Origin of the sequence: Ruegeria atlantica, from assembly GCF_947495585.1 — a bacterium.
In the GTDB taxonomy this organism is placed as follows: domain Bacteria; phylum Pseudomonadota; class Alphaproteobacteria; order Rhodobacterales; family Rhodobacteraceae; genus Ruegeria; species Ruegeria atlantica_G.
Genome location: NZ_CANLZK010000004.1, coordinates 193,190 through 217,502 on the forward strand (window position 1 = coordinate 193,190; position 24,313 = coordinate 217,502).

A 24,313-nucleotide genomic window follows, 5' to 3' on the forward strand; every position below is an offset into this window, starting at 1 on the left:
ACCGAGGCGCGCGACCTAACGGATCGTTCTGCCACTGTCAATTTCAGGGCGTATCTTCGACCACGCCTACAATAGGGCCAAGCGAAAACCCAACATCCGACCGATTGCCCGCGCGTTCATACATACGAGAGATATTGCCGTCGAAGAACAGGGCATTCGGGGTATCCAGTACATCGCGGAACAGGCTGCCGAATTCGTGAAAGGTGACATAGTCATCCGAGATCGCGAATACTGCCCGTGTCCCATCCGCGCTGGTGCCAACGCCGTTGCGCACATAGCGCGAAGTTGAATCAGGCAGGAAGCGCGGGTGCAGTTCACCATCTATGACCAGCATTGGGCCGGATTGCGTGGCGAAATGGCACTGCGGAGCCTGATCCACATATTCCAATGTCTCAAAAACGTCGGCGCGGCCTTCGCGGATGCAAAACACTCCGTTCGGTAGCAAACCGAAGTTGCCCGGCCCGGCATTGGGGATCACCCGCATCTGTTCCTGACCGCCTTCGACGTAATGCCCGACGGGCGAGCGGTCGTCATGATACATGCCCGCGTTCATGGCAAATGCCAGACGCTTTCCCTGTGGGGCCAGGGTCTCGTTCACCGATGAGAAATGGCCCAGCACCTTACCGTCTTCATCATTGAGGAAGAGGCGCAACTCTTCGCTGACGGCATCAACTTCGCAGACGGTGTACCGCTTGTCCTCATGGGTCACCTTCTCGCATGTGACCGCTGAGGCCTGCGCGGCCCAGAAGACCGCGCCCAAAATGACAAATGCGCGGATCACTCGTCCAGATCGCGGCGTACCGCGTCCTGATCGAACATGCGGCGGGTGTCATCCATTCGGTCAAACGTGTCGTCCAGCCGGAACCGCAGATCGGGTGAGAATTTCAGGCCGACCTTCTTGCCGACCGCCCGCCGTAATTCACCCTTGTTGCGGGCCAGCAGCGCGATCACATCCTCCTGCCCCTTGCCGCCCAAGGGCAACACATAGGCGGTGGCGATCTTCAGATCGGGCGAGGTGCGCACCTCACCCACGGTGATTGACATGCGGTTCAGGTCGGGGTCGTGGACATCTCCGCGCGCCAGAACCTCGGACAGGGTGCGGCGGATCAGTTCGCCGACACGCAGTTGTCGTTGGGACGGGCCGGGGCCATCGTGGAATTTGTTCTTTGCCATATCCCCGATCTAAGCCCAAAGCAGGGCTTTGCCAAGCGGGCGCGAACGGGGTAGGAGGCTTTGAGCCGAATTCAACAAAAGGACCAGCGCTATGACCCATATTCCGGGGATCGTCATCACAGGGGCTTCGGGCCGTATGGGGCAGATGCTGATCAAAACCGTGACGAACAGCGATCAGGCGCGTTTGGTTGGTGTGGTTGAGCGAACGGGCCATGACTGGATCGGGCAGGATGTGGGCGAGGCGATGGGCGGTCAGGCGCTGGGCGTCACCGTCACAGACGACCCGCTAGAGGCGTTTTCGCAGGCGCAGGCGGTGATCGATTTCACTGCGCCCGAGGCGACGCTGGAGTTTGCCTCACTGGCCGCGCAGGCACGGTGCGTCCACGTGATTGGTACCACTGGCATGTCGGATGAGCAGATCGCAGCGCTGGAACCGGCCTCTCGCCATGCGGTCATCGTGCGGGCAGGGAATATGAGCCTTGGCGTCAACCTACTGGTGCAGCTGACCAAAAAGGTCGCCGCAGCGCTGGATGAAGATTTCGACATCGAGATCATCGAAGGGCACCATCACCACAAAGTCGACGCGCCCTCGGGCACCGCGCTGATGCTGGGCGAGGCCGCCGCCGAAGGGCGCGGGGTTGATCTGGCCGATGTGTCCGATCGAGGCCGCGACGGCATCACCGGCGCGCGCAAGCGGGGGGATATCGGGTTCCATGCCATTCGCGGCGGTGACATCGTGGGCGAACACGACGTGCTGTTCGCAGCCCCCGGAGAACGCATCGTCCTGCGCCATCTGGCCACCGACCGCGCCATCTTTGCCCGCGGCGCGCTGAAGGCGGCGCTGTGGGGGCAAGGCAAGGCTCCGGGTCAGTATGACATGGTGGATGTGCTGGGGCTGTAAGGAATCCTACCTGAACGCGGCGATCCCCGGCGGTTCTGCATGTCCCAGGTCGATATGCGCGAACAGAGCATCCAAACGCTGGTCCCATGTCGGGAACTGACCTGTCAACGCATAGGTCAGACGCTCTGCTCCGATTGATATGCCTAACGATGCGGCCTCGCCGCCGATGATGATCTCTCCGATTTCGGTCCAGTTGGCAGATGGTGGATAGGATTCGGGTGCGGGTTCAGTTTGATTGCCGACGCGGTAATAAACGCCCATTGTGACCAGATAATCCTCGCCAAACGGATCTGGAAAGAAATAGCCTGAGGCGTCGCGGGCGGCCAATGCCTCGGCCTCATCGCGCAGCAGGACCTTTTGCGAGAACGGCAAGTTCATCCCATCCAGAACCGAGCGCACGTCATCGGCCTGAGGCACGCTGACAAAAGCAATGCGGGATGGGTCAAGGCTGAACTCTTCAGTCAGAAGACGCACCATAAGTTCCGTGGTATCACGCCCGCTGACCGCGTCTTCTGGATGGCAGCCAACCTCGTGAAACAGGGGCAGGACATCGGGGCGGTTTTTTTCTTCCACATCTGCGACGCGAGCCAGCGGTTGTATGACGAAAGCGTTTGGTTGCAATTTCTTTTGCTCGAAATCGTGCCGCAGCCCGCCATTATAGTCGACGTTCCCGGTGACAATCGAAAAAGGTTGTGACTCGGAAAACCCGAGCTTGGCGAACGCGGCTTTGAGACCAGCCAGTGTTTCGGCGAACTCGGCCTCGAACGCCTCATTCTGGCCAGTTGCGCCGATAGCAAATCGCGGTAGCGCCGCACTCGCGGTAGCTGCGGTGCCTAGTTGTACCAATTTCCGACGGTTCAATCCCATCTGCGCCTCCCTTGTGCACACACAGGGAGAGTATCACAGAAGTTTGCGGCAAAGGTTAAGGGAATCTGAAAAGAGCCGCCCGGAAGCGACAGGTTTGGCTACAGATCGCGTATCTTGTCCGCGCGCAAGGGGCAGGCAAGGTAAACGCCGAACTCTTTACCGATATCGGCGCTGACCCGGGCGTGCACCCGGCCCTGCCGATCAAGGAAGCGCTGGTTGTCTTCAACGGGGAATATCCCTTCGTGCCAGATGCCGGGATGAATATAGAGGCCACGCGTGCCGTCACACCAGAATGCGACCACCTTTTCCGGCGTCAGGTTGTCGCCGGGCAGGGCGACAGGCACGATGAAGGGCTTGTTGTCCAGCGGCCAGAACATCTGCCCGCCATCGGGGTGGTAGTTCATGTGCCACAGTAGAACCTGATCGCGCGGTGCCGTCTGCAGGTCGGTCTGCGCCTGTTGTGGATCAGCGGACCAACCCAGAACATAGTGGCCTTTGACGGCCTCGTTTTCACCATAAAGCACGTCACCCTGCCAATCGCATTTGAACGTGCCTTCGACCCAGCCGCCCTCGTCGCCGGTGCCTTCGTCAATCTGGCGCCAGCCCTGTTGGGGCCAGCGAGCGATTTCAATCTCGAAGGTATCGGGGTCATCAACTAGACAGCCATAGCCTTTGACCGACGTGTCCGTGGCCCGGATCAGCGGAACCTCGTGCCAGGGAAGGGACGGTTTTGAACTGGCCTCGAAGATATATTCCGGCGCGCTCATGATGTGCCCAGATGCCTGTCGACCATGCGCTGTACCATCGGTGCGAAATGGGTGAAATCCGGCGTTTCCATGTCAGCCCGCTTGCCTGCCTCGTCCAGATAGCGCACCTGAATGATCTCTTTCAGGTTCGGATTACTCTCGAACTCTGCGACCTCCTCAGCGCTCATCGGCCCGCCCTGCAATTCCAGTGTATGGACCGAAGCGGTGGACAGGCGGTTGAAATATTCAGGCTTGGTGGCGCAGAGATACCTCTTGGCTGCCACGTGATAGCGGCAGCAATCGGTGATAACCGAGGGGAAGAACTGTTCCAGCACCTCAGCGCCTGCATCCTCGTGATGACGGTCCTCGGTGTCATCTGGGTGATAAGTGCCGAACTCGGAGGTGAAATGGCCGATATCGTGCAGCAATGCGCCAACAATGATTTCCTCGGGCTGGCCGTTCTGCTCGGCGATCGTGGCACCTTGCAACATGTGTTCAGCCATGGTGACGGGCTCACCCAGATATTCCTCACCGCCGCGGCGGTCGAAGATATCGCCGATGAAGGCCACGATATTGTCCCGGCTCAGGGTCGAGAAATTGGGCTTCATTCTGCGGCCTCCGGTTGGCTCATTTCCATCGCGGCCAATGTGGACAGCAACCCGTCCTTGTCGGCGTAACAGCCCTGCAACCAGCGTGAGCCCGCACCGGAATAGCCCAGACGCGCGTGCAGCACGCGGGTGTTGTCGACGATGAAACTCTCGCCTGGTTCCAGTTTGAACGACACGCCCATGGCAGGGTCGTCGATGATCTCGCCCAATTGGCGATAGGCGGCGTAATAAGCCTCCATCTGATCAAAGGGCACATCGACGAACGGAGCCGATGAGCGGTTGTTGAACCGGATACCGACCAATTCACCATCCGGTGATAGCTCGATCATGGGGCGGCGTGAGCGCAGGCAGATACCGTCCGAGCCCTTGTATTCGAACCGGGCGGGATAGCCTGCAAGCAAGGCAAATCCTTCCGGGTTCTGTTCGTGCAGTTTTTCAGCAGCGCGAAAGCCGTCAACCACGATGGAATCACCACCCTCGGCGCTGTTTTCCAGACAATACAGAATTTGCAGCGTCGGAACCGGATCACGATAGGGGTTGTCGGTATGCGCCTGCAGACCAAGTCCAGTATAGGCCAGGTTCGTCGGGTTCACTTCGGTCCGAACCTCGAAATAGGGACCGTAGTTGGTTTCGCGCACATAGCCGAACAGATCAGCGACTTTCAGCAGGGATTCCGGTTCGGTCGGGCCGCCGGTCAGCTTGGCAAAGCCATACTCGGCCACCGCGCCCAGCCAGCCGCGTTTGGCGGCGGGGTTGGCCAGGACTTCATCCCAATCAGCGCTGGGCGCGTCGATGCCGCGTTCCCAGGTAGTGATGCCGGGAGCCGTCCGACCCATGGGGCGGTTTTGATCGCGGTCATAGCTATGCTCGGCCAGCCAGTCGGCGGGAAAGGTGACGGTCTTGCCTTCTGGCTGAAAGGTGACTGTCAGATCACCATTGCTGATTTCGGCGGCGCTAACCGAAATGTCTGAGGGGATATCACCGATGGTGATCAGACGTTGGCCATTGCCGGGCGCGCGCGTTTCGGGGTCCAGCGCGTTGTCGCGTAGCCAGATGGCGTGAAAGCGAGCCTTTGTGCCAGTGTCGAATTCTACGGTCACAACCGAGGCGTCATGGGTGGCAGAGCGCAGCATGGGGGGTCTCCTGTTCAGCGCGGGCTTTGGTTGAGGAGATACGCCTCTTGTGGCATTACGACAATTAATCCTTCTTTCTGCTGAGGCTTGGAAAAACTTATGGCTAAGAAAAAGATCGGGTTGCCGCCCTTAGACTGGCTGCGCGTTTTCGAGGCAGCGGGGCGTCTGGGCGGGTTTTCGGCAGCGGCGAGGGAATTTGGTCTGACACAAGCGGCGGTAAGCCAGCGGATCGGTAACCTAGAGGCCTGGCTAGGGCGCACGTTGTTTGTGCGTGAGGCGCGTGGCGTGTCATTGACTGTCGAAGGGGAAAGCTATCTGCCACTGGTGCAAGACAGTTTGCAGGCGCTTGAACGCAATACCGAGGATCTGTTTGGAAAATCCCCGCGCGAATTGCGGGTGGCCGGTTTGTCATCGCACATCCATGCGCTTGTGGTGCCAAGTCTTGCCCGGTTTCAGGAGGTGCAGCCGAAGGTGCGTGTCCTGACCGATTCCGTGGCGCGGCGGTCGTCGCTGGATGAAGAGCGGACATGGCTGCAAATCCGCTATGGTCGCGGTGCCTGGCCCGGGCGGGATTCCGAATTGATCGCAGCCGAAGTGTTGGTGCCGATGGCGGCTCCGGGTGTTGAATGGGGCGCGCCTTTGATTGATCTGCGCGGAGAACGGCCGGGGTGGCGAGACTGGGCGCGAAAGGCTGAGCAGGGCGATGTGACGACGTCGACCATTAGCTTCGATTCAATGGAACACGCGTTGTCCGCGGCACGTCAGGGCATGGGCGTAGCGTTGGGGTCGGTGCCCTTGGCCAAGGCGGATCTACAGGACGGGCGGTTGCGCCGGTTGCACCTGCCCGAGCTGAAAACGAAGGATGGGTATTGGCTGACATGGCCGGAAGAACGGGCGAAATCAAAGAAGCAGCGCGCTCTGATAGCGGATTTTCTGGAAGCTCTGCGGGGATAGGCGATCAGAAATCGATCGCGATGCCTTTCTTCTCCCAATCGCCATAGCGGGCCGGGTCAGGACCGTCGCGACCGCCCAGTTCCTTTGGCATCTCTTTCGCTTTGGCCTCGGCCTTGCGACGGCGCTCTTCGGCTTCGGCCAAGGCGCGCTGGGCGGCAGGCGGCAGGTCTTTGCGGTCGTCACTCATGACTTCGGGTTCCTTTCCGTGCATGGGCTTGATATACGCCCGCGTCCGCCATTGGCAATGCGGGCGAGGATTTATTCAAAGGCGATTCCATGTCCGACAACGCAACAGCCGCCCGACGCAGCGCAATCTATCTGCTGGATCAGATACTGGGCGAAGGACGCCTGCTGTCCGAATGTCTGGCCGCCGGTGCGCTGGACCGGTTGGCCCCTGAAGATCGCGCGCGGGCGCAACGTCTGACGCTGGAAACCTTGCGCGGGTTGGAGCGTGCGGATCGTCTGCTGGAAAACCACCTGAACCGTACCCCCGCTTTGACTGTGCATAATGCCCTGCGCCTTGGCGCGGTCGAGCTGTGCCACGGTGAAGCGGCACATGGTGTGGTGAATTCAATGGTCGACATTGTAGGGCGTTCACGCAAGCACGGACGGCTGAAAGGCCTGGTGAATGCCGTGTTGCGTAAAGTGGCCGCCGAAGGGCCCGAAGCATGGCCCAAAATGCGCGTGCCGCGTTTGCCCGAATGGCTGCGTGATCCGCTGATCATGGCCTGGGGGGAGGATGCAATCGCGGGAATGGAAAAGGTGCAATTTGCCGGCGCACCGCTTGACCTGACTGTGAAGCCGGGTGCCAGCGGACCGGGTGAAGTCCTGCCGACCGGTTCGACGCGGCTGCATGATGCCGGTCAGGTCACTGCCCTTCCGGGCTATGGCAAAGGTGATTGGTGGGTGCAGGACGCGGCGGCCGCTATTCCAGTGCGCATACTTGCCCCGAAACCGGGCGAAAAGATCCTCGACCTTTGCGCCGCTCCGGGTGGAAAAACACTGCAACTGGCGGCGGCTGGGGCCGATGTTACGGCGCTCGACGTCTCGGAAACGCGGTTGGCGCGGGTGTATGAGAACCTCAAACGCACAGGACTGACTGCCACCGTCGTCGCAGGAGACGCGCTTGAACACCAGGGCCAGTATGATGCCATCCTTTTGGACGCGCCGTGTTCGGCCACGGGAACGATCCGCAGACACCCGGACCTGCCTTTTGCTAAAGACGGATCGGAATTTGGTGAGTTGATCGAGCTGCAGGCCCGGATGCTGGCCCACGCTTGGAGCTTGTTGAAACCCGGCGGGCGGCTGGTCTATTGCACTTGTTCTCTCCTGCCGGATGAGGGCGAGGTGCAGGTCGAAGAAGCGCTGGTCCAACACCCCGATATGTCGGTGGATCGGACGGCTTTGAACATTGCCGGAATCGAGTCCGAATGGATCACTGAAGAAGGCGGCCTGCGCCTGCGGCCCGATTACTGGGCTGATCTTGGTGGAATGGACGGGTTCTATATCGCACGCCTGAACAAATCGACGTAGTGGCACGCTTTTCGATGACTTGACGATCGCCCCGGTCTATCGTTGGGTCTCAGGCGCCAGCAGAGCGCAAGGGGCAGAGTAACGAGCGTCATGTCAAAGACAGATACCATGACCAATCGGTGGACACGGTTTCAGAACCGTCTCTATGCACGACTCAGCCAGCGGCGCAAAGCGGTCTCGGGGTTTGTTGGCGAGCCGGAACCACGCACGGTTGGCTCATTTGCGCGCGGACGTCAGTTGGTCGCCGGAAATCTGCTATTTGCGGGCTATCTGGTCGAAGCTCAGGATACCGAGCTGTGGGATGTGGCCGCGCCCAGCACCGGGTTCGACAATGAACGCCACGGCTTTGCCTGGCTCGACGATCTGGCTGCTGTCGGCGATATGCGCGCGCGTGAAAAGGCCCAGCGGTGGGTCTGGGGCTGGATCAACGCGCATGGTCGCGGTCAGGGGCCGGGCTGGGCACCTGATCTAACCGGTCGGCGCGTCATACGCTGGATCAACCATGCGATTTTCCTGTTGCGCGGCGCAGATGAACACCAAAGCAGGATGTTTTTTCGCTCGTTAGCCCAACAGACATGGTTTCTGTCCAAGCGTTGGAAGGCAGCGACCCCCGGTCTTCCCCGGTTTGAGGCGCTTGCCGGGCTGGTGCAGGCCGGATTGGCGCTGGAGGGGTTGGAGCAAATGGCTGATCCCGCCCTTCGTGCGTTGGCGCGCGAATGCGACAGCCAGATTGATGAGCAGGGCGGAATCTTAACCCGCAACCCCGAAGAGCTGCTTGAGGTTTTTATGCTGCTTTCATGGACCTCGGCCGCGCTCAGCGCGTTGGGCCGGGGCACGCCCGGGGCGCAGGCAAGTGCCATTAAACGCATGGCCCCCACCTTGCGCAGCCTGCGTCATGCGGACGGGGCTTTGGCCCGATTTCACGGCGGTGGGCGCGGTGTCGAAGGGCGTCTGGATCAGGCACTGGCGCAAAGCGGTGTCAGGCCACATCACGCCACGGGGCTGTCCATGGGATTTGCCCGACTTTATGCGGCCAGAACCAGCGTGATTGTGGATGCCGCCACTCCACCCAAGGGGGCGGCGTCATGCAACGCCCATGCCTCGACCCTGGCGTTCGAGCTAACCTCGGGCCGCAGACCGCTGGTGGTCAATTGCGGATCGGGCGAAAGCTTTGGGACGGAATGGCGGCGTGCGGGTCGGGCGACACCGTCGCATTCGACACTGTGCCTTGATGGGTATTCAAGCGCTCGACTGGCGCCGCCGACGCAGGGCGCCGAACGCGAGGCACTGGTGGATGCGCCGCATGAGGTTCCCATTGATTTCGAGGACGCCTTTGAAGGCACGCGCTTCATGGCCGGGCATGACGGGTATACCAAGGTCTTCGGATTGACTCATGCCCGCACTTTTGAGCTGCGATTTGATGGGCGGGAGCTGGCCTGCGAGGATATTTTGCTGACGGCCACTGACAAAGCGAAGCACCAATTTGACAAGGCGATGGACGCCTCGGGATTGAAAGGCATCGCCTTTGATATCCGGTTCCACCTGCACCCGGACGTGGATGCGGCGCTGGATTTGGGGGGTGCGGCGGTTTCGATGGCGCTGAAAAGTGGTGAGATCTGGGTTTTCCGCCACGACGGCGTCGGAAAATTGTCCGTAGAACCAAGCGTTTATTTGGAAAAAGGGCGTTTAAAACCACGCGCGACAAAACAGATCGTTCTATCTGGCCGCGCAATGGAGTATGCGACGCGCATCCGGTGGACGCTGAGCAAGGCCCAGGACACAGCCTATGCCGTGCGGGATATACACCGGGACGAGCCCGAGTTTGACTGACGCCAAAAGGACCTTTGACCCCATGACCGATCTTCACCCCGTGCGCCGCGCGTTGCTTTCCGTTTCCGACAAGACCGGGCTGATCGAGCTGGGAAAGGCACTAGCCGAGCGTGGGGTGGAACTGCTGTCGACCGGCGGTACAGCCAAGGCGCTGCGCGATGCCGGGCTTGCGGTGAAGGACGTCAGCGAGATTACCGGCTTCCCCGAGATGATGGATGGTCGTGTGAAAACGCTGCATCCAATGGTGCATGGCGGCCTGCTGGCCCTGCGCGATAATGACCGCCATGTGGCGGCGATGGACGAACATGGTATCGGCGCGATCGACCTGCTGGTGGTGAACCTCTATCCGTTCGAGGCCACTGTGGGCAAAGGTGCGGGTTACGACGAATGCATCGAAAACATCGATATTGGTGGCCCGGCGATGATCCGCGCGGCCTCGAAGAACCACGCTTTTGTGAATGTGGTTGTGGATGTTAAGGATTACGACGCGCTGCTGGCCGAGCTGGCGGCCAATGATGGGCAGACATCCTATGCGTTCCGTCAGAATCTGGCGCAGACAGCCTATGCCCGTACTGCTGCCTATGACACTGCTGTGTCGAATTGGATGGCTGATGCGCTGGCCGCGCAGGCCCCGCGTCGTCGCGCCTTTGCCGGTGAGCTGAAACAGACCCTGCGTTATGGCGAAAACAGCCACCAACAGGCGGTCTTCTACACCGATGGCACCAACCGCCCCGGTGTCGCGACCGCGGTGCAGCATCAGGGCAAGGAACTGAGCTACAACAACATCAACGACACGGACGCGGCATTTGAACTGGTAGCCGAGTTCGATCCGGCGCAAGGCGCAGCCTGCGCGATCATCAAACATGCCAACCCCTGCGGTGTTGCCAAAGGCGCGACATTAATCGAGGCCTATAAGGCCGCGTTTGATTGTGACCGCACTTCGGCCTTTGGCGGGATCATTGCGCTGAACCAGCCGCTGGATGCCGAAACCGCGCTGGAAATCACCGGGATTTTCACCGAAGTTGTGATCGCTCCGGGTGCGTCGGATGAGGCCAAGGCAATCTTTGCCGCCAAGAAGAACCTGCGTCTGCTGACAACTGATGGCCTGCCGGATGTGACCGCAGGTGGCAAAACCGTCCGTCAGGTAGCCGGTGGCCTTCTGGTGCAGGACAAGGACAACGGATTTGTCGGCCTGGATGACCTGAAGGTCGTCACTAAGAAATCCCCGACCGAGGAACAGATGCGCGATCTTCTGTTTGCGTGGAAAGTCGCCAAACATGTCAAATCCAATGCCATTGTCTATGTCAAAGACGGAGCAACCGTGGGTGTTGGTGCCGGACAGATGAGCCGCCTGGACTCGGCGATGATTGCAGCCAAGAAAGCCGAGCGCATGGCTGATGCTCTGGGCTTGGCCCAACCACTGACCATTGGTTCCGCCGTGGCGTCGGATGCGTTTTTCCCGTTCCCGGACGGTCTGATGGAAGCGGCCGAGGCCGGCGCGACCTGTGTTATCCAGCCGGGTGGCTCGATGCGCGATGACGATGTGATCGCAGCCGCGGATGAGGCCGGTCTGGCCATGGTCTTTACCGGCATGCGCCACTTCCGCCACTGATGCGCTTTCGTCTGCTTCTCTGGGCCGTTTTGGCCGCGTTACTGATCGACCAGATCAGCAAGTATCTGGTCGTTCACGTGATGCGCGTAGCCGAAGGGAACATTGATGTCCTGCCGCCGTTGCTGGTGTTCAAATACGGTGAGAATCGGGGCATCAATTTCGGCCTGTTTCAAGGCAATACCGATGCCGCCCGATGGGCGTTGATCGGTGTTTCCATGGTCATCGCAATCGGTGTGCTGATCTGGCTGATGCGCACAGCCCCGTCGAAACTGATGCTGGTTTGCGGCGGGTTGCTGATCGGCGGGGCGCTGGGCAACGTCGTGGATCGCCTGCTTTATGGCTATGTTCTGGATTTCCTGAACATGTCCTGTTGCGGCATCAACAACCCTTTCGTGTTCAACCTTGCTGATGTGTTCATTTTCGCGGGAGCGATTGGTCTGGTGCTGTTCGAAGGCAAAAAGGCCGCGTGACGCGCCATTTGAAATGCGATAAAAGCGCCTGAAACAGGCTGGAGACTCTGATGCGGCTGCCGCGTTCCTTATTTGCTTTGACATTGGCTTTTGCGGCTGCAGGCTGTTCCGATATCGGATTGCGCCACTTGGAAGCGCCCGGGCAGGGGCCGGACGAATTCTCGGTCCTGCCTGTCAAACCACTGACTCAGCCCAAGGATTACGCTTTTCTGCCTGCGCCCACTCTGGGTGGTGAGAACCTGACCGATCCGAACCCTAAGGCCGAAGCTGTCGTTGCCCTTGGCGGGAACGAATCTTCGCTGAATGCAAATACGGCCATCCCGTCCACGGACGCCGCCCTAGTGACGGCCTCCAGCCGGTATGGGGTTCCGGCAAATGCCCGGCAGGTGGTTGATGCCGAGGATGCAGAATTCCGCAGAAAGCAGAGCCGCCTGACGCGCTTGCGCTTGTTCAACGTGGATCGGTATTCGCAGGTCTACCGCCGCGAAACGTTGAATCCCGACCGTCAGAATGAGGCAGCACGCCAAGCCGGGATAGAAACACCTTCGGCGCCACCGGTAGATGAATAATCTTTAACTTTTCGTCATTGGCCTTGAACCCGCGTGGCGCCACCGTAGTTTGAACAGCATAAATCAAACGGAGGACGCCCTATGGTTCGGGCCCTGGCATTGTCGGCAGCCCTGATGGCCGCAACCCCTCTTGCTGCAAGCGAGGGGCACGAAGCGGTTACGACCTTTACGTTGGACAACGGCATGGATGTCGTCGTGATCGAGGATCACCGCGCCCCTGTTGTGCAGCATATGGTGTGGTATCGCGCGGGGTCGGCGGATGAACCCGTGGGATCATCGGGCGTGGCGCATTTCCTTGAGCACTTGTTGTTCAAAGGCACTGACACTTTGGCCCCAGGCGAATTTTCCGCCACCGTTGCGGCCAATGGCGGCACCGACAACGCGTTTACGTCGTATGATTACACCGCGTATTTCCAACGGGTTGCCGCCGACCGGTTGGAACTGATGATGCGGATGGAAGCAGACCGGATGCGCAATATCCGCCTGAACGAAAGTGATATTGCCACCGAGCGTGACGTGATCCTTGAGGAACGCAATCAGCGCACCGACAACAGCCCGCGCGCCCTGTTTGGCGAACAGATGAGCGCGTCGCAATACCTTAACCACCGCTACGGTGTTCCGATCATCGGTTGGCGGCACGAGATGGAGACGCTGGACATGGAGGACGCGCTGTCCTTCTACCAGACCCATTATGCGCCCAATAACGCCATTCTGGTCGTCACCGGTGATGTCGAACCTGACGAGGTCAAATCGCTGGCCGAGCAGTATTACGGCGTGATCCCCGCCAACCCTGACCTGCCCGAACGGGTCCGGTCGCAGGAACCGCCGCAAACGGCAGAACGCCGTCTGACATACAAAGACGCGCGCGTGTCCCAGCCCTATGTGCAGCGCAGCTATCTGGCACCCGAGCGTGATCCGGGCGAACAGGAAAAAGCGGCTGCTCTGTTTCTGTTGGCAGAACTGTTGGGCGGAAGCACGACATCCTACCTGAACGAAAAGCTTCAGTTCGAGCAGCAGAAGGTTGTCTACACCGGGGCGTTCTATCGGGGTGTCTCGCTGGATGATACGACCTTTGATCTGATCGTCGTCCCGGCTGCAGGCGTTTCCCTGCAGGAGGCCGAAGATGCAATGGATCAGGTGGTTGCCGACTTCATCGCTGAGGGTGTGAACGAAGAAGACCTCGATCGGATCAAGATGCAGCTGCGGGCGTCGCAGACCTATGCGCGCGACAATGTGGATGGGATTGGCAACCGCTATGGCCGCGCGCTGACCAGCGGCCTGACAGTTGAGGACGTGCAGGCCTGGCCCGATATTCTGCAAGCCGTCACTGGGGATGAGATCATCGCCGCTGCCCGCGAGGTAATACAACCGGAAACATCGGTCACCGGCTGGCTGATGCGCGATGACGAGGTGACGCAATGAAACGGATATTCGCAACCCTGATCGCGTTCGTTGTCGCCCTGCCCGCGTGGGCCGATATCGAGATCGAAGAGGTTACTTCTCCTGGTGGTATCACCGCCTGGCTGGTCGAGGATCACTCGATCCCCTTCACCGCGCTGGAGCTGCGTTTTCGCGGCGGCACATCGCTGGATGACGCGGACAAACGCGGTGCGGTCTACCTGATGAGTGGCCTGATTGAAGAAGGCGCAGGTGACATGGATGCCCGCACCTATGCACGTGAGTTGGAATCGCTGGCGGCCTCGTTCCGGTACGGTGCAACCGATGACTCGGTGTCGATCACCGCGCAGTTCCTGACCGAGAACCGGGACGACGTGATCGACTTGCTGCGCACCACCATTCACGAGCCGCGCTTTGATCAGGATGCGGTGGACCGGGTAAAGGCGCAGGTGTTGTCCGGCCTTAAATCCGATCAAACCGACCCGAATGACATTGCGGGTCGTAACTTTGCCCAAATGGCCTATGGCGACCACCCTTATGGCACCGAAGGTAAGGGTACGATCGAAAGCGTGACCGCGCTGACGCGCGATGACGTGGTCACCGCCTATCAGGATGTCTTTGTCCAAGACCGGATGTATGTCGGCGCGGTGGGTGACATCACTCCCGAAGAGCTGGGCGCGTTGCTGGATAAACTGCTGGCCGACCTGCCAGAAACTGGCAAGCCGATCCCTGAACGTGCTGATGTGTCCATCCCCGGTGGTGTCAGCGTAGTCGAGTTCGACACGCCGCAATCTGTGGCCCTGTTCGGACATGCAGGCATTGACCGCGATGATCCCGATTTCTTTGCCGCCTTTGTCCTGAACCACATCCTTGGCGGGGGCGGGTTTGAAAGCCGCCTGATGCAGGAAGTGAGAGAAAAGCGTGGCTTGACCTACGGAATCGGCACTTATCTGGTGCCCAAGGACCTGGCCTCGATCTATCTGGGGTCCGTGTCGTCAAGCAATGATCGCATTGCCGAAGCGGTCGAGGTGATCCGCGATGAATGGGCTCGGGCCGCGTCCGAAGGTGTAACCCAGAAAGAATTGGACGATGCCAAAACCTACCTGACGGGCGCTTATCCGCTGAGGTTTGATGGCAATGGCCAGATCGCGGGGATCATGGTCGGGATGCAGATGGAAGACCTGCCCATCGACTATATCGCCACCCGCAACGACAAGGTGAATGCGATCACGCTGGAAGAGATCAACCGGGTCGCCAGCGAATTGCTGGACCCTGATGGGCTCCACTTCACCATTGTCGGTAAGCCTGAAGGTCTGGACGGCTAAACCCGTTCAGGCCGCGACGGGCTGTTTCTGTGCCCGAAGCGTATGCTTGTTGCTGCTCAGAAGCTTTTGCCGCGCATGCCTGAAATGCGCGGCTTTGAGCGCATCGTCGATATGCCGGTTGCGGCGTAGCAGGCGGGAAAGACGGAAATTGTCGAACACCAGGCAAGTTGTCGGCTCAGAGGCGATGACGGTGGCCGTTGCGGGTAGGCCAAGGCCGAATGTCAGCTCTCCTAGTGTCTCGTCCGAGCCGCAAATATTGATGACCTGACCATTTTGAAGGATGGTTGTTCGCCCGCTCAAGACATAGCCAAGGAAATCTGTTGTTCTGGCTTCTTCGATCAGAATGTCGCCTTTGGCGAACTCCTGAACCGACGCAGTGTTCAATAGCTTTCGGGCATGATGCGGTTTCAGTGACCCAAGATGATGCGAGATGAACTGGCGCTCGGCTGCGGAAAAGCGAATGAGATGCCGCGAAAGGTATCCGCGCAGCAATCCGATGACCGAGATCGCGATATAGGCCATTTGTATGATCGAACCGGCAAGATTGAATTCTTCAACCATGCTGATCAGAACGCAGGTTGCTGCAACGATAACTAGAACCGGGTAGAGCACACCATTGCCGCGGACTATGCCGACTTGCAGTAAAAAGTAGTTCAGAATGTAAAGGCCAGCCCCGGCTACGCCGATCATGGTGGCCAATTCGACAAACTCGGTAAATTCAAATGGACTATTCAGCATGTAAGGACCCACCCTCGCAATGAATGGGTCCTACGCTGCGTCAATCACGTGAAGCCGTAAATGAACAACTTCACAGGTTAATGGCCGTTATGAGCGTGCTTTCGCCTGCGCGCGTAGCATTTGTCCCATCATCTGGCCGAACTTGCCCGAACCACGCTGGTACAGCGCGCCGTCTACGGCCAATACTGTGCCGCTGATATAGCTGGCCAGATCGGAGCTTAGGAACATACAGGCATTCGCGACGTCCTGCGGCTGACCCCAACGGCCCAGGGGGACGTCCTTGCGCAGCGCTTCTCCGGCATCTGGCGTAGGGGCCAAACGCTTGGCCCCTTCGGTACCCTCGATAAAGCCCGGCACGACCGAGTTCACGCGGATACCCTCGACACCCCATTCCATCGACAGGGTGCGGGTGATCTGATCCACGCCCGCCTTGGCGGCACAGACATGGGCCTGGCCTTCGTAAGGCAGATAGGATTGCGGGGCCGAAATGTTGATGATGCTGGCACCCGGACGCTTGAGGAAAGGATAGGCCCCCTTCATCACGTGGATCGTGCCCATCAGGTCGATATCGATCACGGTCTTGAAGGCGTTGACTGACATTTCGGCCGCCAAAGCCGGGAAGTTGCCCGCCGCGCCCGATACCAGCACGTCGAAGTCACCGAGCGCGTCGTGGAACTGTTTCAGCCCGTCCGCCACGGCCTCTGGGTCGCGCACGTCAAAGGTCGCACCGATGGCGTCCTGTGCGCCCGCTTCTTTCAGCGCGGCAACGGTGTCATCGACCTTTTCCTGCGATCTGCTGGCGACCGCCAGTTTGGCACCCGAGGCCGCAAAAGCTTCGGCAATGCCGCGATTGATACCGCTGGTTCCGCCGATGACGACGATGGTTTTTCCTGAAAAGTCCATGTAGGCCTCCCTTGGCGGGGAGCCCTACTCGCCGTAGGGCACCCAGATGTTTTTGACTTCGGTCGCAGCCTGCAGGAAGCGGCGGGAATGGTCCACGCCCCAATCGATTGCCGTCGCGTTATTCACCCAGGTCCGTTTCAGGTTCCCGGCCGAGACGACCTCGATCTCTTTCGACAGGTCGGTGGAAGAGAACGACCAGACCGCATCGACGTTCAGGTGCGAGGCCAGCGGTTTCGCCAGTTCCGCGTGGCTGCCGGTCAGGATGTTGACCACGCCAGCGGGGACGTCAGACGTCTCAAGGATCTGGTAGAAATCAGTCGCTGCCAGAGGATAGGGCTCTGAGGCCACCAGGACTGTCCGGTTCCCCATCGCAATCGCCGGGGCCATTGCCGAGACCAGACCCAGCAGAGGTGCCTCATCCGCGCACAGCGCGCCGATGACACCCACGGATTCCTTCATCGCAATCGCCACGCCACGGATCGGAACGCCGTGCACCTGACCGTCGTACTTGTCGGCCCAGGCGGCGGCGGTGAACAGGCGCTGGATTGAAGCTTCGACCTCTTTCGCACCGTCTTTCTTGCCGGTCATCGCGTCGATGCGAGCGGCAAACTCGTTGGCGCGTGCCGAGAGGTTTTCGCCGATGTAATACAGGATCTGTGCCCGCAGATGACCGGTGGTCTTGGACCAGCCTTTAGCACCCGCTGCAGCCTCAACCGCGTTGCGTACATCCTTACGATTACCAACCCCCACATGGGCCAATAGACCTGACTTGCCCCAAACAGGTTTCGAATAGCCGCTGTCAGGCCGCGCCTGCTTGCCTCCGACATACATCTTGGCGGTGCGGTCGATTGGATCGACCGGGGCACCTTCGCCGGTGGTCGCATCGACCTTCGCCAACGGCTTAGCTTTGCCCTTTAGCCTGGTATAGGCCGTCAGCCCTTCCCAGCCGCCTTCACGACCAAAGCCGCTTTCGCGCACACCGCCAAAGCCAGCGGCCGCATCAAACAGATTGGTGGCGTTCACCCAGACCACGCCCGCAACCAGCTTGGGCGCGATGTCCAGCGCGAGGTTCACGTTCTCGGTCCAGACCGTCGCTGCCAGCCCGTAGCGTGTGTTGTTGGCCAGTTCCACGGCTTCTTCTGGTGTGCGGAAGGTTGAGGACACCAGAACCGGGCCAAAGATTTCTTCCTGCATCAGCGGGTCAGAGGTTTCGAGGCCCGAGATCAGCGTCGGGGGGTAATAACACCCGTTCGCCGGCAGATCGCACGCTGCTTGGTGCACGTGACCAGCGGTGTTGCTTTCGACCATGCTTTTGATGGTTTGCAGTTGGACCGGGTCTACAACCGCGCCCACATCGATGCACTTATCCAGCGGATCGCCGATACGCAGCGAGTCCATCCGTGCGCGCAGCTTCTCGTGGAAACGGTCGGTGATTCCTTCTTGAACCAACAGGCGCGAACCGGCGCAGCAGACCTGACCCTGATTAAACCAGATCGCATCGACCAAACCTTCGATAGCACTGTCAATATCGGCGTCGTCAAAGACGATGTAAGCCGACTTACCACCCAGCTCCAACGTCAATTCCTTGCCCGAACCAGCGGTCGCTTCACGGATACGGCGGCCAACAACAGTCGAGCCCGTAAAGGCGATCTTGTCGACGTCCGAGTTCACGATCATCTCACCCACTGCGCCGTCACCAGTGACGATGTTGATTACGCCTTTGGGCAATCCAGCTTGGGTGCAGATATCGGCGAACAACAGGGCTGTCAGCGAGGTGTACTCGGCAGGTTTCAAAACCACCGTGTTGCCCATGGCCAGGGCCGGGGCAATCTTCCACGACAGCATCAGCAGCGGGAAATTCCACGGAATGATCTGCCCGCAGACGCCCAACGCCTCAGCATCGGGCAGTTCGCTTTCCATCAGCTGCGACATGCCTGCGTGGTAGTAGAAATGACGCTGCGCCAACGGGATGTCGATGTCGCGTGATTCACGGATCGGCTTGCCGTTGTCGAGGCTCTCAAGCACCGCAAACAGGCGCGAATGCTTCTGCAACAAGCGCGCGATGGCATAGAGGTACCGCGCACGGGCTGCACCGCCCAGCTTCTCCCATTTCGGTTGCGCCTTGCGGGCGGCAGAAACAGCAGCGTCCACATCGGCCTGTTTGGCCTGCGTCAGCTTGGCCAAAACCTCTCCGGTCGCCGGGTTGCGGCTGTCGAACCCTTTGCCGGGTTTGGTGAACGCACCATCGATATAGTGACCGAACTTGTCGCCCTGATCGACCAGCCAGGCCAGAGCCTCGGCGGCGCTTTCGGGGGCAGGGCCGTAATCCATGGTTTCGAATATCTCTTTGACTGTCATTGTTTTTGTCCTCAGCCCATGGAGTGACGGTAACCGGCGGAGTATGCGCCAGTTACATAGTGTTCCAACTGCCGCTCGATATCGCCCAACAAGGACGACGCGCCAAAACGGAACAGGTCCGGCTCCAGCCAGCGGTCGCCCAGTTCGTCCTTGATCAGCGACAGGTAAACCAGCGCGTCCTTGGCTTTTGAAATCCCGCCCGCAGGTTTGTACCCGACCCGGTATCCGGTGCGGTCATAGTAGTCGCGGATTGCACGGATCATCACCAAAGACACAGGCAGGGTGGCGTTGACGCTTTCCTTGCCGGTCGAGGTCTTGATGAAATCCGCCCCGGCCATCATGCAAACCAGCGAAGCACGCGCGACGTTGCGCAGGCTGCCCAGCTCTCCGGTGGCGAGGATGGCTTTGACATGTGCATCGCCGCAGGCGACGCGGAAAGCCTTCATCTCATCATACAATGCCTGCCAGTCACCCGACAGGACATGACGGCGCGAGATCACGATGTCGATCTCTTCGGCCCCGGCCTTTACGCTTTCTTCGATCTCGGCCACGCGCAGATGGAATGGCGATAAACCAGCCGGGAAGCCGGTGGAAACCGCGGCAACAGGTATGCCGGTGCCATGCAGCGCGTCTGCAGCGGTTTCGATCATGTCGTGATAGACGCAAACGGCCCCGGTTGTGATAGGCGGCATATCCAGCGCCTTCAGAACCGAAGGTGCAACGGGTTGCCGTGCCTTGGCACACAGACGGCGGACTCGACCAACCGTGTCGTCACCCGACAGGGTGGTCAGGTCGATCATCGTGACCGCCTTTAACAGCCATGCGGCCTGATATTCTTTTTTGACGGACCGACGACCGGGCAGGGTCGCGGCGCGGCGTTCAATGGCCGAAGTATTGACCTGCACGGCGCGTACCCAGTCCAGATCAAGATCCATACCGGGGTTTCTGGGCTCGGTCACTTGCGGCAGATGCGCGGTGCGCACGGGGCTTTCTGAGCTCTGCGTTTCCATCTTCACATCCTTTGGGAGGTTTGCGCCAAATTCGCACGGCTTGGCGCTAATTGGAAGGCATAGCGGCCTTCCGTGTGCAATTTTTTTGACCAAATGGACAAATTTGAGGTTTTCTTGCGAATAATTCGCAATAGCGTTGACTTAGTTGCGAATGGTTCGCATATTCATTCTCAAGAGGATACCTAAATGGGGTCAGAAATGATTCGTCGTAGTTTTCTTGCGGTTATGGCTTTTGCCGCCGCTTTGCCCCTCGCGGCATGGGCCGAGGCGTCGCTGAAGGTTGTTGCCACCACGGGCATGATCGCTGATGCGGCACGTCAGATCGGTGGCGATCAGGTTGAGGTCAAGGGCTTGATGGGCCCGGGCGTCGACCCGCATGCCTATCGTCAGACCCGCAGCGACATCGTTGCTATGACCCGGGCGGATCTGATCCTGTGGCACGGTCTTTACCTTGAAGCGCAGATGGAAGACTTCTTCCATGATCTCGGACGTAAACGTCCAGTCGTGGCTGTGGCCGAAGGTGTCGATAAGTCCAAACTGCGCGCGCATGACGACTATGCCGATAAGTATGACCCGCATGTATGGATGAGCCCGGCAGTTTGGCGCGATGTGGTGGTCGAGGTTCAAGAAGCCCTGACAGAGGCCCGCCCCGAGGCTGCTGATTTTTTCGCCGCGAACGCGCAGACACATCTGGCCGAGATTGATCAGTTGGAAGCCTACGGCAAACAAGTGCTGGCCGACGTACCGGAAAACAACCGTGTGCTTGTAACGGCGCATGACGCCTTTGGCTATTTCGGTGAGGAATACGGCTATGAGGTGCTTGGTATACAGGGCATCTCGACCCAGTCCGAAGCCGGTCTGAACCGGATTGGCGAGCTGGTCGATACCTTGGTGGATCAGCAGCTGACGGCAGTCTTCGTGGAAAGCTCGGTTTCTGATCGGTCCATGCGCGCGCTGATCGAAGGGGCCGCGGCCAAAGGCCATGATGTTGGCATCGGCGGAGAGCTGTATTCCGACGCAATGGGTGAACCGGGCACCTATGAAGGCACGTATATCGGGATGCTGGATCACAACATCTCTGTGATTGCCGGAGCGCTGGGCGCAGACGTGCCCGAACGCGGCATGAACGGCAAATTGTCGGCGGGGTCTTGAACGATGCTGTCGCTGGCTGCGCATCAGGGTGCTTCGGTTGCTGAAAAAATTACAAAGGACTGCCCGCTGGCCATTCGCGGCCTGACTGTCTCATACGGTCAGAAACCTGCCGTGTTTTCGGTGGATATGACCGTGCAACCCGGCGCGATGACGGCGATCATCGGCCCGAACGGGGCGGGGAAGTCTACGCTTCTGAAGGCGGCGCTGGGCATCGTTTCGCCCCTGTCCGGGCAGGTGTCCGTCTTTGGTGAACCGCTGGAGAAACAGCGTGCACGAATTGCCTATGTGCCGCAACGCGCAAGCGTCGACTGGGATTTTCCGACGCGCGTGATTGATGTTGTGTTGATGGGTCTGTCCCGCGAGCTGGGCTTGCTGGGTCGTGTCCGTGCCCGGCATATGTCCCGGGCCATGGACTGTCTTAACCGGGTCGGGATGCGCGATTTTGCCGATCGTCAGATTGGTCAATTGTCCGGTGGCCAGCAACAGCGCGTTTTTCTTGCCCGTGCTCTGGCGCAGGATGCTGATCTTTATCTGTTGGATGAACCCTTTGCCGGTGTCGATGCCGCGACGGAGAAAGCAATTATCGCAGTGCTGAAGTCGCTGAAAGAGGCGGGCAAGACCGTCGTGGTCGTGCATCACGATCTGGCCACCGTGACTGATTATTTCGACCATGTATTCTTGATCAATACCCGCAAAGTGGCCGAGGGAACTGTGGCCGAGGCCTTTACCGCCGAAACCCTGCAATCGGCGTATGGCGGCCGTTTGGCCACTGCGCAGATCGACCAGATTTCGCGCGCATTGGGGTAAATCATGCTTTGGGATGCTCTGACCCTGCAGCTGGGCTATAACGCCACGCTGGTCGCGATTGGTGCGACCTTGCTGGGTATATCCGCTGGTGTGACTGGCACGTTTCTTTTCCTGCGCAAACGCGCGCTGGTCAGCGACGCAATCAGCCACGCAACTCTGCCCGGCGTCTGTCTTGGGTTCATGGTTTTGGTCGCCCTTGGCGGCGATGGGCGCAATCTGATCGGTCTGCTGGCCGGATCGGCCGTGTCGGCCTGGGTCGGTTTGCTTTGCATGAATTGGCTGACACGCCACACACGACTGGCCGAGGATGCCGCCATTGGTGCCATCCTGTCGGTGTTCTTCGGCCTTGGCATCGTGCTGTTGACCGTGATCCAGACCATGGGCGTCGGTCGTCAGGCCGGGCTGGAAGGGTTCCTGCTTGGCTCGACCGCAGGGATGTTGTGGGCCGATGCGCTGGTCATCGCAATCGGTGGGGCAGCGACGCTGTTGCTGGTCATGATCATCCGCCGACCTATGACCATGGTGGCTTTCGACCCGGAATACGCCGCTGCCCGGGGGCTGCCGGTGCACCGGATTGATCTGGCGATGATGGGGCTGGTCATGGCGGTTACCGTGGTGGGCCTGAAAATTGTCGGGCTAATCCTGATTGTGGCGCTGCTGATCATCCCACCTGTCACGGCGCGGTTCTGGACGGACCGCTCGGACCGCGTGGTGCTGCTGGCTGGCCTGGCCGGAGGGTTGGCGGGCTATCTGGGGGCGGCGATGTCGGCCTCGGCCCCCAATTTGCCCACCGGCCCGATCATTGTTCTGGTCAGCTTTGGCTTTTTCGCACTGTCCCTGTTACTTGCGCCTGTTCGGGGTGTTCTGGCAGCGGTTCTGCGGCAACTGCGGTTCCAGCGTCGGGTTCACATTCGGCAGGGTCTGCTGGCACTGGCGCAAGGGCAAAAGATCTATGAGCCGTTGACCTTGCGCCTGTTGCGGCGTGCCGGTTTTGCGCGGGCAGATGGCGTGGCCACCGAAATCGGCAAAACCCGGGCTGCCAAGGCGCTGCGGGATGAAAAGCGCTGGGAAATCGTCAGGGCCGATCAGATGCATGAGGCAACGGCAGCGCTCTATGACGGGTTGCGGGACATCGAAACCGTCCTGACCCAAGATCAGATCGCCGAGATCGACCGCCAGATCGGCGGCCCGCAGGAGGTTCCGGCATGAACGGTGAAGAATTCGTACCCCTGTCTTTGACACCCTTGCTGATCGGCACGTTTGCCGCCATCGCTTGCGCTTTGCCCGGGAACTTCCTGGTCCTGCGCAAACAGGCCCTGATCGGGGATGCGATCAGCCATGTGGTGCTGCCGGGTATTGTCGTGGCCTTTCTGCTGACCGGAACGATTTCAACCTGGCCAATGATGCTGGGCGCCGCGGGTGCGGCGGTGGTGGCCGTGGTTCTGATCGAAGCCGTCAGGCGGCTGGGGCAGATCGAGGCGGGTGCCGCGATGGGGGTGGTTTTCACCACGATGTTTGCTGCTGGTGTGCTGCTGTTGGAACAAACCGATACCTCGACCGTGCACTTGGATGTTGAACATGCGCTGTATGGCAATCTGGAAAGCCTGATCTGGTTGGACGCTGTGGGCTGGTCTTCGGTGTTGGATCCTGTGGCGCTGGCGGGGTTGCCGCCGGAATTGCCTCGGATTGCGCTGACTTTGCTGGGGGTATCTGTCTTTGTATGGCTGTTCTGGCGGCCGCTGAAAATTTCCACCTTTGACGAAGGGTTCGCGCGCACCATTGGTGTCCGGACCGGAGTTCTGGGCATGGCCCTTGTGATCACGGCAGCTATTGCCGCCGTGGCGGCATTTGACGCCGTGGGTTCGATCATTGTGATTGCCATGTTTATCTGTCCCCCGGCGGCGGCGCGCATGATGACCAACCGGCTGGAAACCCAGATCGCATGGAGCATCGTCTTTGCCATCCTATCGGCTGTCTCCGGGTACGTGCTGGCTGGATATGGTCCGCTCTGGCTTGGGGCGGCGGACGCGGTCAGTGCTGCGGGCATGATCGCAACAATGTCCGGTTTGTTCCTTGCGTTTACGGCTTTGTGGGGGCCGTGCCGGACACGGGCGGGTGCACCCGGAACCGCTTGACCCGGCATTTTCCCGCCGTCGGGCTCTGCACCGCATCGGCCAAACTTCGCCACCTGCATGGGGCGCGGAGAGTCTTCACGTCGTGAGGCCG

The 24,313-nt window shown here is 59.8% G+C and carries 24 protein-coding genes; 13 read left to right on the plus strand and 11 right to left on the minus strand.

The window, feature by feature from the left end:
* Positions 1 to 43: 43 nt before the first annotated feature.
* Entirely contained in the window at positions 44 to 781 is a 738-nt protein-coding gene (locus QMP16_RS10430) for a phosphodiester glycosidase family protein (protein ID WP_282152325.1), read from the minus strand.
* On the minus strand, positions 778 to 1,173 hold the full coding sequence (gene rbfA / locus QMP16_RS10435; protein ID WP_058274960.1) for a 30S ribosome-binding factor RbfA: 396 nt from the start codon (positions 1,171 to 1,173) through the stop codon (positions 778 to 780). The genes QMP16_RS10430 and rbfA overlap by 4 nt, the downstream gene beginning before the upstream one ends.
* A 91-nt stretch (positions 1,174 to 1,264) precedes the next feature.
* On the opposite strand from rbfA, the gene dapB reads away from it, so the two are divergent.
* Complete coding sequence (gene dapB / locus QMP16_RS10440) at positions 1,265 to 2,074, plus strand: 4-hydroxy-tetrahydrodipicolinate reductase (RefSeq protein ID WP_282152326.1); 810 nt, start codon at positions 1,265 to 1,267, stop codon at positions 2,072 to 2,074.
* A gap of 6 nt (positions 2,075 to 2,080) precedes the next feature.
* Here the strand turns inward: dapB and QMP16_RS10445 are convergent, their stop codons facing one another.
* From QMP16_RS10445 to tmpA, 4 genes are all read right to left on the minus strand, one after another.
* A complete protein-coding gene (locus QMP16_RS10445) occupies positions 2,081 to 2,941 on the minus strand; it encodes a hypothetical protein (protein WP_282152327.1) in 861 nt (286 codons plus the stop codon).
* Between the two features lie 98 nt (positions 2,942 to 3,039).
* On the minus strand, positions 3,040 to 3,708 hold the full coding sequence (locus tag QMP16_RS10450) for an ureidoglycolate lyase (RefSeq protein WP_109313582.1): 669 nt from the start codon (positions 3,706 to 3,708) through the stop codon (positions 3,040 to 3,042).
* Positions 3,705 to 4,295, minus strand: a complete 591-nt coding sequence (tmpB, locus tag QMP16_RS10455) for a (R)-1-hydroxy-2-trimethylaminoethylphosphonate oxygenase (RefSeq protein ID WP_282152328.1) — start codon at positions 4,293 to 4,295, stop codon at positions 3,705 to 3,707. Before tmpB ends, QMP16_RS10450 begins: the two co-directional genes overlap by 4 nt.
* The gene (gene tmpA, locus QMP16_RS10460; protein WP_282152329.1) at positions 4,292 to 5,428 is read right to left on the minus strand and encodes a 2-trimethylaminoethylphosphonate dioxygenase; all 1,137 of its coding nucleotides are present in this window, start codon (positions 5,426 to 5,428) and stop codon (positions 4,292 to 4,294) included. The genes tmpB and tmpA overlap by 4 nt, the downstream gene beginning before the upstream one ends.
* A 99-nt stretch (positions 5,429 to 5,527) precedes the next feature.
* Between tmpA and QMP16_RS10465 the strand changes: the two genes are divergently transcribed.
* Entirely contained in the window at positions 5,528 to 6,382 is an 855-nt protein-coding gene (locus tag QMP16_RS10465; RefSeq protein ID WP_058274954.1) for a LysR family transcriptional regulator, read from the plus strand.
* A 4-nt stretch (positions 6,383 to 6,386) separates the two neighbouring features.
* Here the strand turns inward: QMP16_RS10465 and QMP16_RS10470 are convergent, their stop codons facing one another.
* On the minus strand, positions 6,387 to 6,569 hold the full coding sequence (locus QMP16_RS10470) for a DUF1674 domain-containing protein (RefSeq protein WP_170550772.1): 183 nt from the start codon (positions 6,567 to 6,569) through the stop codon (positions 6,387 to 6,389).
* A gap of 89 nt (positions 6,570 to 6,658) precedes the next feature.
* Between QMP16_RS10470 and QMP16_RS10475 the strand changes: the two genes are divergently transcribed.
* The 7 genes from QMP16_RS10475 (at position 6,659) to QMP16_RS10505 (ending at position 15,119) form a co-directional block, all read left to right on the plus strand.
* Entirely contained in the window at positions 6,659 to 7,915 is a 1,257-nt protein-coding gene (locus QMP16_RS10475; protein ID WP_282152330.1) for an RsmB/NOP family class I SAM-dependent RNA methyltransferase, read from the plus strand.
* A 90-nt stretch (positions 7,916 to 8,005) separates the two neighbouring features.
* Entirely contained in the window at positions 8,006 to 9,745 is a 1,740-nt protein-coding gene (locus tag QMP16_RS10480; protein WP_282152331.1) for a heparinase II/III family protein, read from the plus strand.
* A gap of 22 nt (positions 9,746 to 9,767) precedes the next feature.
* Entirely contained in the window at positions 9,768 to 11,357 is a 1,590-nt protein-coding gene (purH, locus tag QMP16_RS10485; protein WP_282152332.1) for a bifunctional phosphoribosylaminoimidazolecarboxamide formyltransferase/IMP cyclohydrolase, read from the plus strand.
* Positions 11,357 to 11,827: a signal peptidase II gene (lspA, locus tag QMP16_RS10490; RefSeq protein WP_282152333.1), complete on the plus strand. Its 471-nt coding sequence runs from the start codon at positions 11,357 to 11,359 to the stop codon at positions 11,825 to 11,827. The genes purH and lspA overlap by 1 nt, the downstream gene beginning before the upstream one ends.
* Positions 11,828 to 11,877: 50 nt before the next feature.
* Positions 11,878 to 12,396, plus strand: a complete 519-nt coding sequence (locus QMP16_RS10495) for a DUF3035 domain-containing protein (protein ID WP_282152334.1) — start codon at positions 11,878 to 11,880, stop codon at positions 12,394 to 12,396.
* Between the two features lie 81 nt (positions 12,397 to 12,477).
* Positions 12,478 to 13,818 (plus strand): M16 family metallopeptidase, encoded by a 1,341-nt coding sequence (locus QMP16_RS10500; RefSeq protein ID WP_282152335.1) that lies wholly within the window; start codon positions 12,478 to 12,480, stop codon positions 13,816 to 13,818.
* Positions 13,815 to 15,119 (plus strand): M16 family metallopeptidase, encoded by a 1,305-nt coding sequence (locus QMP16_RS10505; RefSeq protein WP_282152336.1) that lies wholly within the window; start codon positions 13,815 to 13,817, stop codon positions 15,117 to 15,119. Before QMP16_RS10500 ends, QMP16_RS10505 begins: the two co-directional genes overlap by 4 nt.
* A 6-nt stretch (positions 15,120 to 15,125) precedes the next feature.
* Here QMP16_RS10505 and QMP16_RS10510 read toward each other — a convergent pair whose 3' ends face one another.
* The 4 genes from QMP16_RS10510 to deoC all read right to left on the minus strand — a co-directional run bounded on the left by QMP16_RS10510 (position 15,126) and on the right by deoC (position 20,128).
* Positions 15,126 to 15,857 (minus strand): cyclic nucleotide-binding domain-containing protein, encoded by a 732-nt coding sequence (locus tag QMP16_RS10510; protein WP_282152337.1) that lies wholly within the window; start codon positions 15,855 to 15,857, stop codon positions 15,126 to 15,128.
* 87 nt (positions 15,858 to 15,944) lie between these two features.
* Positions 15,945 to 16,760 (minus strand): SDR family oxidoreductase, encoded by an 816-nt coding sequence (locus tag QMP16_RS10515; RefSeq protein ID WP_282152338.1) that lies wholly within the window; start codon positions 16,758 to 16,760, stop codon positions 15,945 to 15,947.
* A 24-nt stretch (positions 16,761 to 16,784) separates the two neighbouring features.
* On the minus strand, positions 16,785 to 19,118 hold the full coding sequence (locus QMP16_RS10520; RefSeq protein WP_282152339.1) for an aldehyde dehydrogenase family protein: 2,334 nt from the start codon (positions 19,116 to 19,118) through the stop codon (positions 16,785 to 16,787).
* An 11-nt stretch (positions 19,119 to 19,129) separates the two neighbouring features.
* Positions 19,130 to 20,128 (minus strand): deoxyribose-phosphate aldolase, encoded by a 999-nt coding sequence (gene deoC, locus QMP16_RS10525; RefSeq protein ID WP_282152340.1) that lies wholly within the window; start codon positions 20,126 to 20,128, stop codon positions 19,130 to 19,132.
* 198 nt (positions 20,129 to 20,326) lie between these two features.
* Here deoC and QMP16_RS10530 point away from each other — a divergent pair, with 198 nt between their 5' ends.
* From QMP16_RS10530 to QMP16_RS10545, 4 genes are read left to right on the plus strand one after another with little or no spacing between them, the layout of a single operon-like run.
* Positions 20,327 to 21,280, plus strand: a complete 954-nt coding sequence (locus QMP16_RS10530) for a metal ABC transporter solute-binding protein, Zn/Mn family (protein ID WP_282152380.1) — start codon at positions 20,327 to 20,329, stop codon at positions 21,278 to 21,280.
* A gap of 3 nt (positions 21,281 to 21,283) precedes the next feature.
* Positions 21,284 to 22,087 carry a metal ABC transporter ATP-binding protein gene (locus QMP16_RS10535; protein WP_058274943.1) on the plus strand — a complete coding sequence of 268 codons (804 nt, stop codon included), beginning with the start codon at positions 21,284 to 21,286 and terminating at the stop codon, positions 22,085 to 22,087.
* Between the two features lie 3 nt (positions 22,088 to 22,090).
* On the plus strand, positions 22,091 to 23,296 hold the full coding sequence (locus QMP16_RS10540) for a metal ABC transporter permease (protein ID WP_282152341.1): 1,206 nt from the start codon (positions 22,091 to 22,093) through the stop codon (positions 23,294 to 23,296).
* Entirely contained in the window at positions 23,293 to 24,222 is a 930-nt protein-coding gene (locus QMP16_RS10545; protein ID WP_282152342.1) for a metal ABC transporter permease, read from the plus strand. The genes QMP16_RS10540 and QMP16_RS10545 overlap by 4 nt, the downstream gene beginning before the upstream one ends.
* Positions 24,223 to 24,313: the final 91 nt, after the last annotated feature.

Excerpts from the sequence above, each read along its gene's own strand:
- QMP16_RS10465 (WP_058274954.1), top strand. The coding sequence starts at position 5,528 with ATGGCTAAGAAAAAGATCGGGTTGCCGCCCTTAGACTGGCTGCGCGTT.
- tmpA (WP_282152329.1), bottom strand. The coding sequence starts at position 5,428 with ATGCTGCGCTCTGCCACCCATGACGCCTCGGTTGTGACCGTAGAATTC.
- QMP16_RS10510 (WP_282152337.1), bottom strand. The coding sequence starts at position 15,857 with ATGCTGAATAGTCCATTTGAATTTACCGAGTTTGTCGAATTGGCCACC.
- QMP16_RS10470 (WP_170550772.1), bottom strand. The coding sequence starts at position 6,569 with ATGAGTGACGACCGCAAAGACCTGCCGCCTGCCGCCCAGCGCGCCTTG.
- QMP16_RS10445 (WP_282152327.1), bottom strand. The coding sequence starts at position 2,941 with ATGGGATTGAACCGTCGGAAATTGGTACAACTAGGCACCGCAGCTACC.
- purH (WP_282152332.1), top strand. The coding sequence starts at position 9,768 with ATGACCGATCTTCACCCCGTGCGCCGCGCGTTGCTTTCCGTTTCCGAC.
- QMP16_RS10495 (WP_282152334.1), top strand. The coding sequence starts at position 11,878 with ATGCGGCTGCCGCGTTCCTTATTTGCTTTGACATTGGCTTTTGCGGCT.
- rbfA (WP_058274960.1), bottom strand. The coding sequence starts at position 1,173 with ATGGCAAAGAACAAATTCCACGATGGCCCCGGCCCGTCCCAACGACAA.
- QMP16_RS10450 (WP_109313582.1), bottom strand. The coding sequence starts at position 3,708 with ATGAGCGCGCCGGAATATATCTTCGAGGCCAGTTCAAAACCGTCCCTT.
- QMP16_RS10500 (WP_282152335.1), top strand. The coding sequence starts at position 12,478 with ATGGTTCGGGCCCTGGCATTGTCGGCAGCCCTGATGGCCGCAACCCCT.
- QMP16_RS10505 (WP_282152336.1), top strand. The coding sequence starts at position 13,815 with ATGAAACGGATATTCGCAACCCTGATCGCGTTCGTTGTCGCCCTGCCC.
- lspA (WP_282152333.1), top strand. The coding sequence starts at position 11,357 with ATGCGCTTTCGTCTGCTTCTCTGGGCCGTTTTGGCCGCGTTACTGATC.
- tmpB (WP_282152328.1), bottom strand. The coding sequence starts at position 4,295 with ATGAAGCCCAATTTCTCGACCCTGAGCCGGGACAATATCGTGGCCTTC.
- QMP16_RS10540 (WP_282152341.1), top strand. The coding sequence starts at position 22,091 with ATGCTTTGGGATGCTCTGACCCTGCAGCTGGGCTATAACGCCACGCTG.
- QMP16_RS10515 (WP_282152338.1), bottom strand. The coding sequence starts at position 16,760 with ATGGACTTTTCAGGAAAAACCATCGTCGTCATCGGCGGAACCAGCGGT.
- QMP16_RS10530 (WP_282152380.1), top strand. The coding sequence starts at position 20,327 with ATGATTCGTCGTAGTTTTCTTGCGGTTATGGCTTTTGCCGCCGCTTTG.
- QMP16_RS10520 (WP_282152339.1), bottom strand. The coding sequence starts at position 19,118 with ATGACAGTCAAAGAGATATTCGAAACCATGGATTACGGCCCTGCCCCC.
- dapB (WP_282152326.1), top strand. The coding sequence starts at position 1,265 with ATGACCCATATTCCGGGGATCGTCATCACAGGGGCTTCGGGCCGTATG.
- QMP16_RS10535 (WP_058274943.1), top strand. The coding sequence starts at position 21,284 with ATGCTGTCGCTGGCTGCGCATCAGGGTGCTTCGGTTGCTGAAAAAATT.
- QMP16_RS10475 (WP_282152330.1), top strand. The coding sequence starts at position 6,659 with ATGTCCGACAACGCAACAGCCGCCCGACGCAGCGCAATCTATCTGCTG.
- QMP16_RS10480 (WP_282152331.1), top strand. The coding sequence starts at position 8,006 with ATGTCAAAGACAGATACCATGACCAATCGGTGGACACGGTTTCAGAAC.
- QMP16_RS10545 (WP_282152342.1), top strand. The coding sequence starts at position 23,293 with ATGAACGGTGAAGAATTCGTACCCCTGTCTTTGACACCCTTGCTGATC.
- deoC (WP_282152340.1), bottom strand. The coding sequence starts at position 20,128 with ATGGAAACGCAGAGCTCAGAAAGCCCCGTGCGCACCGCGCATCTGCCG.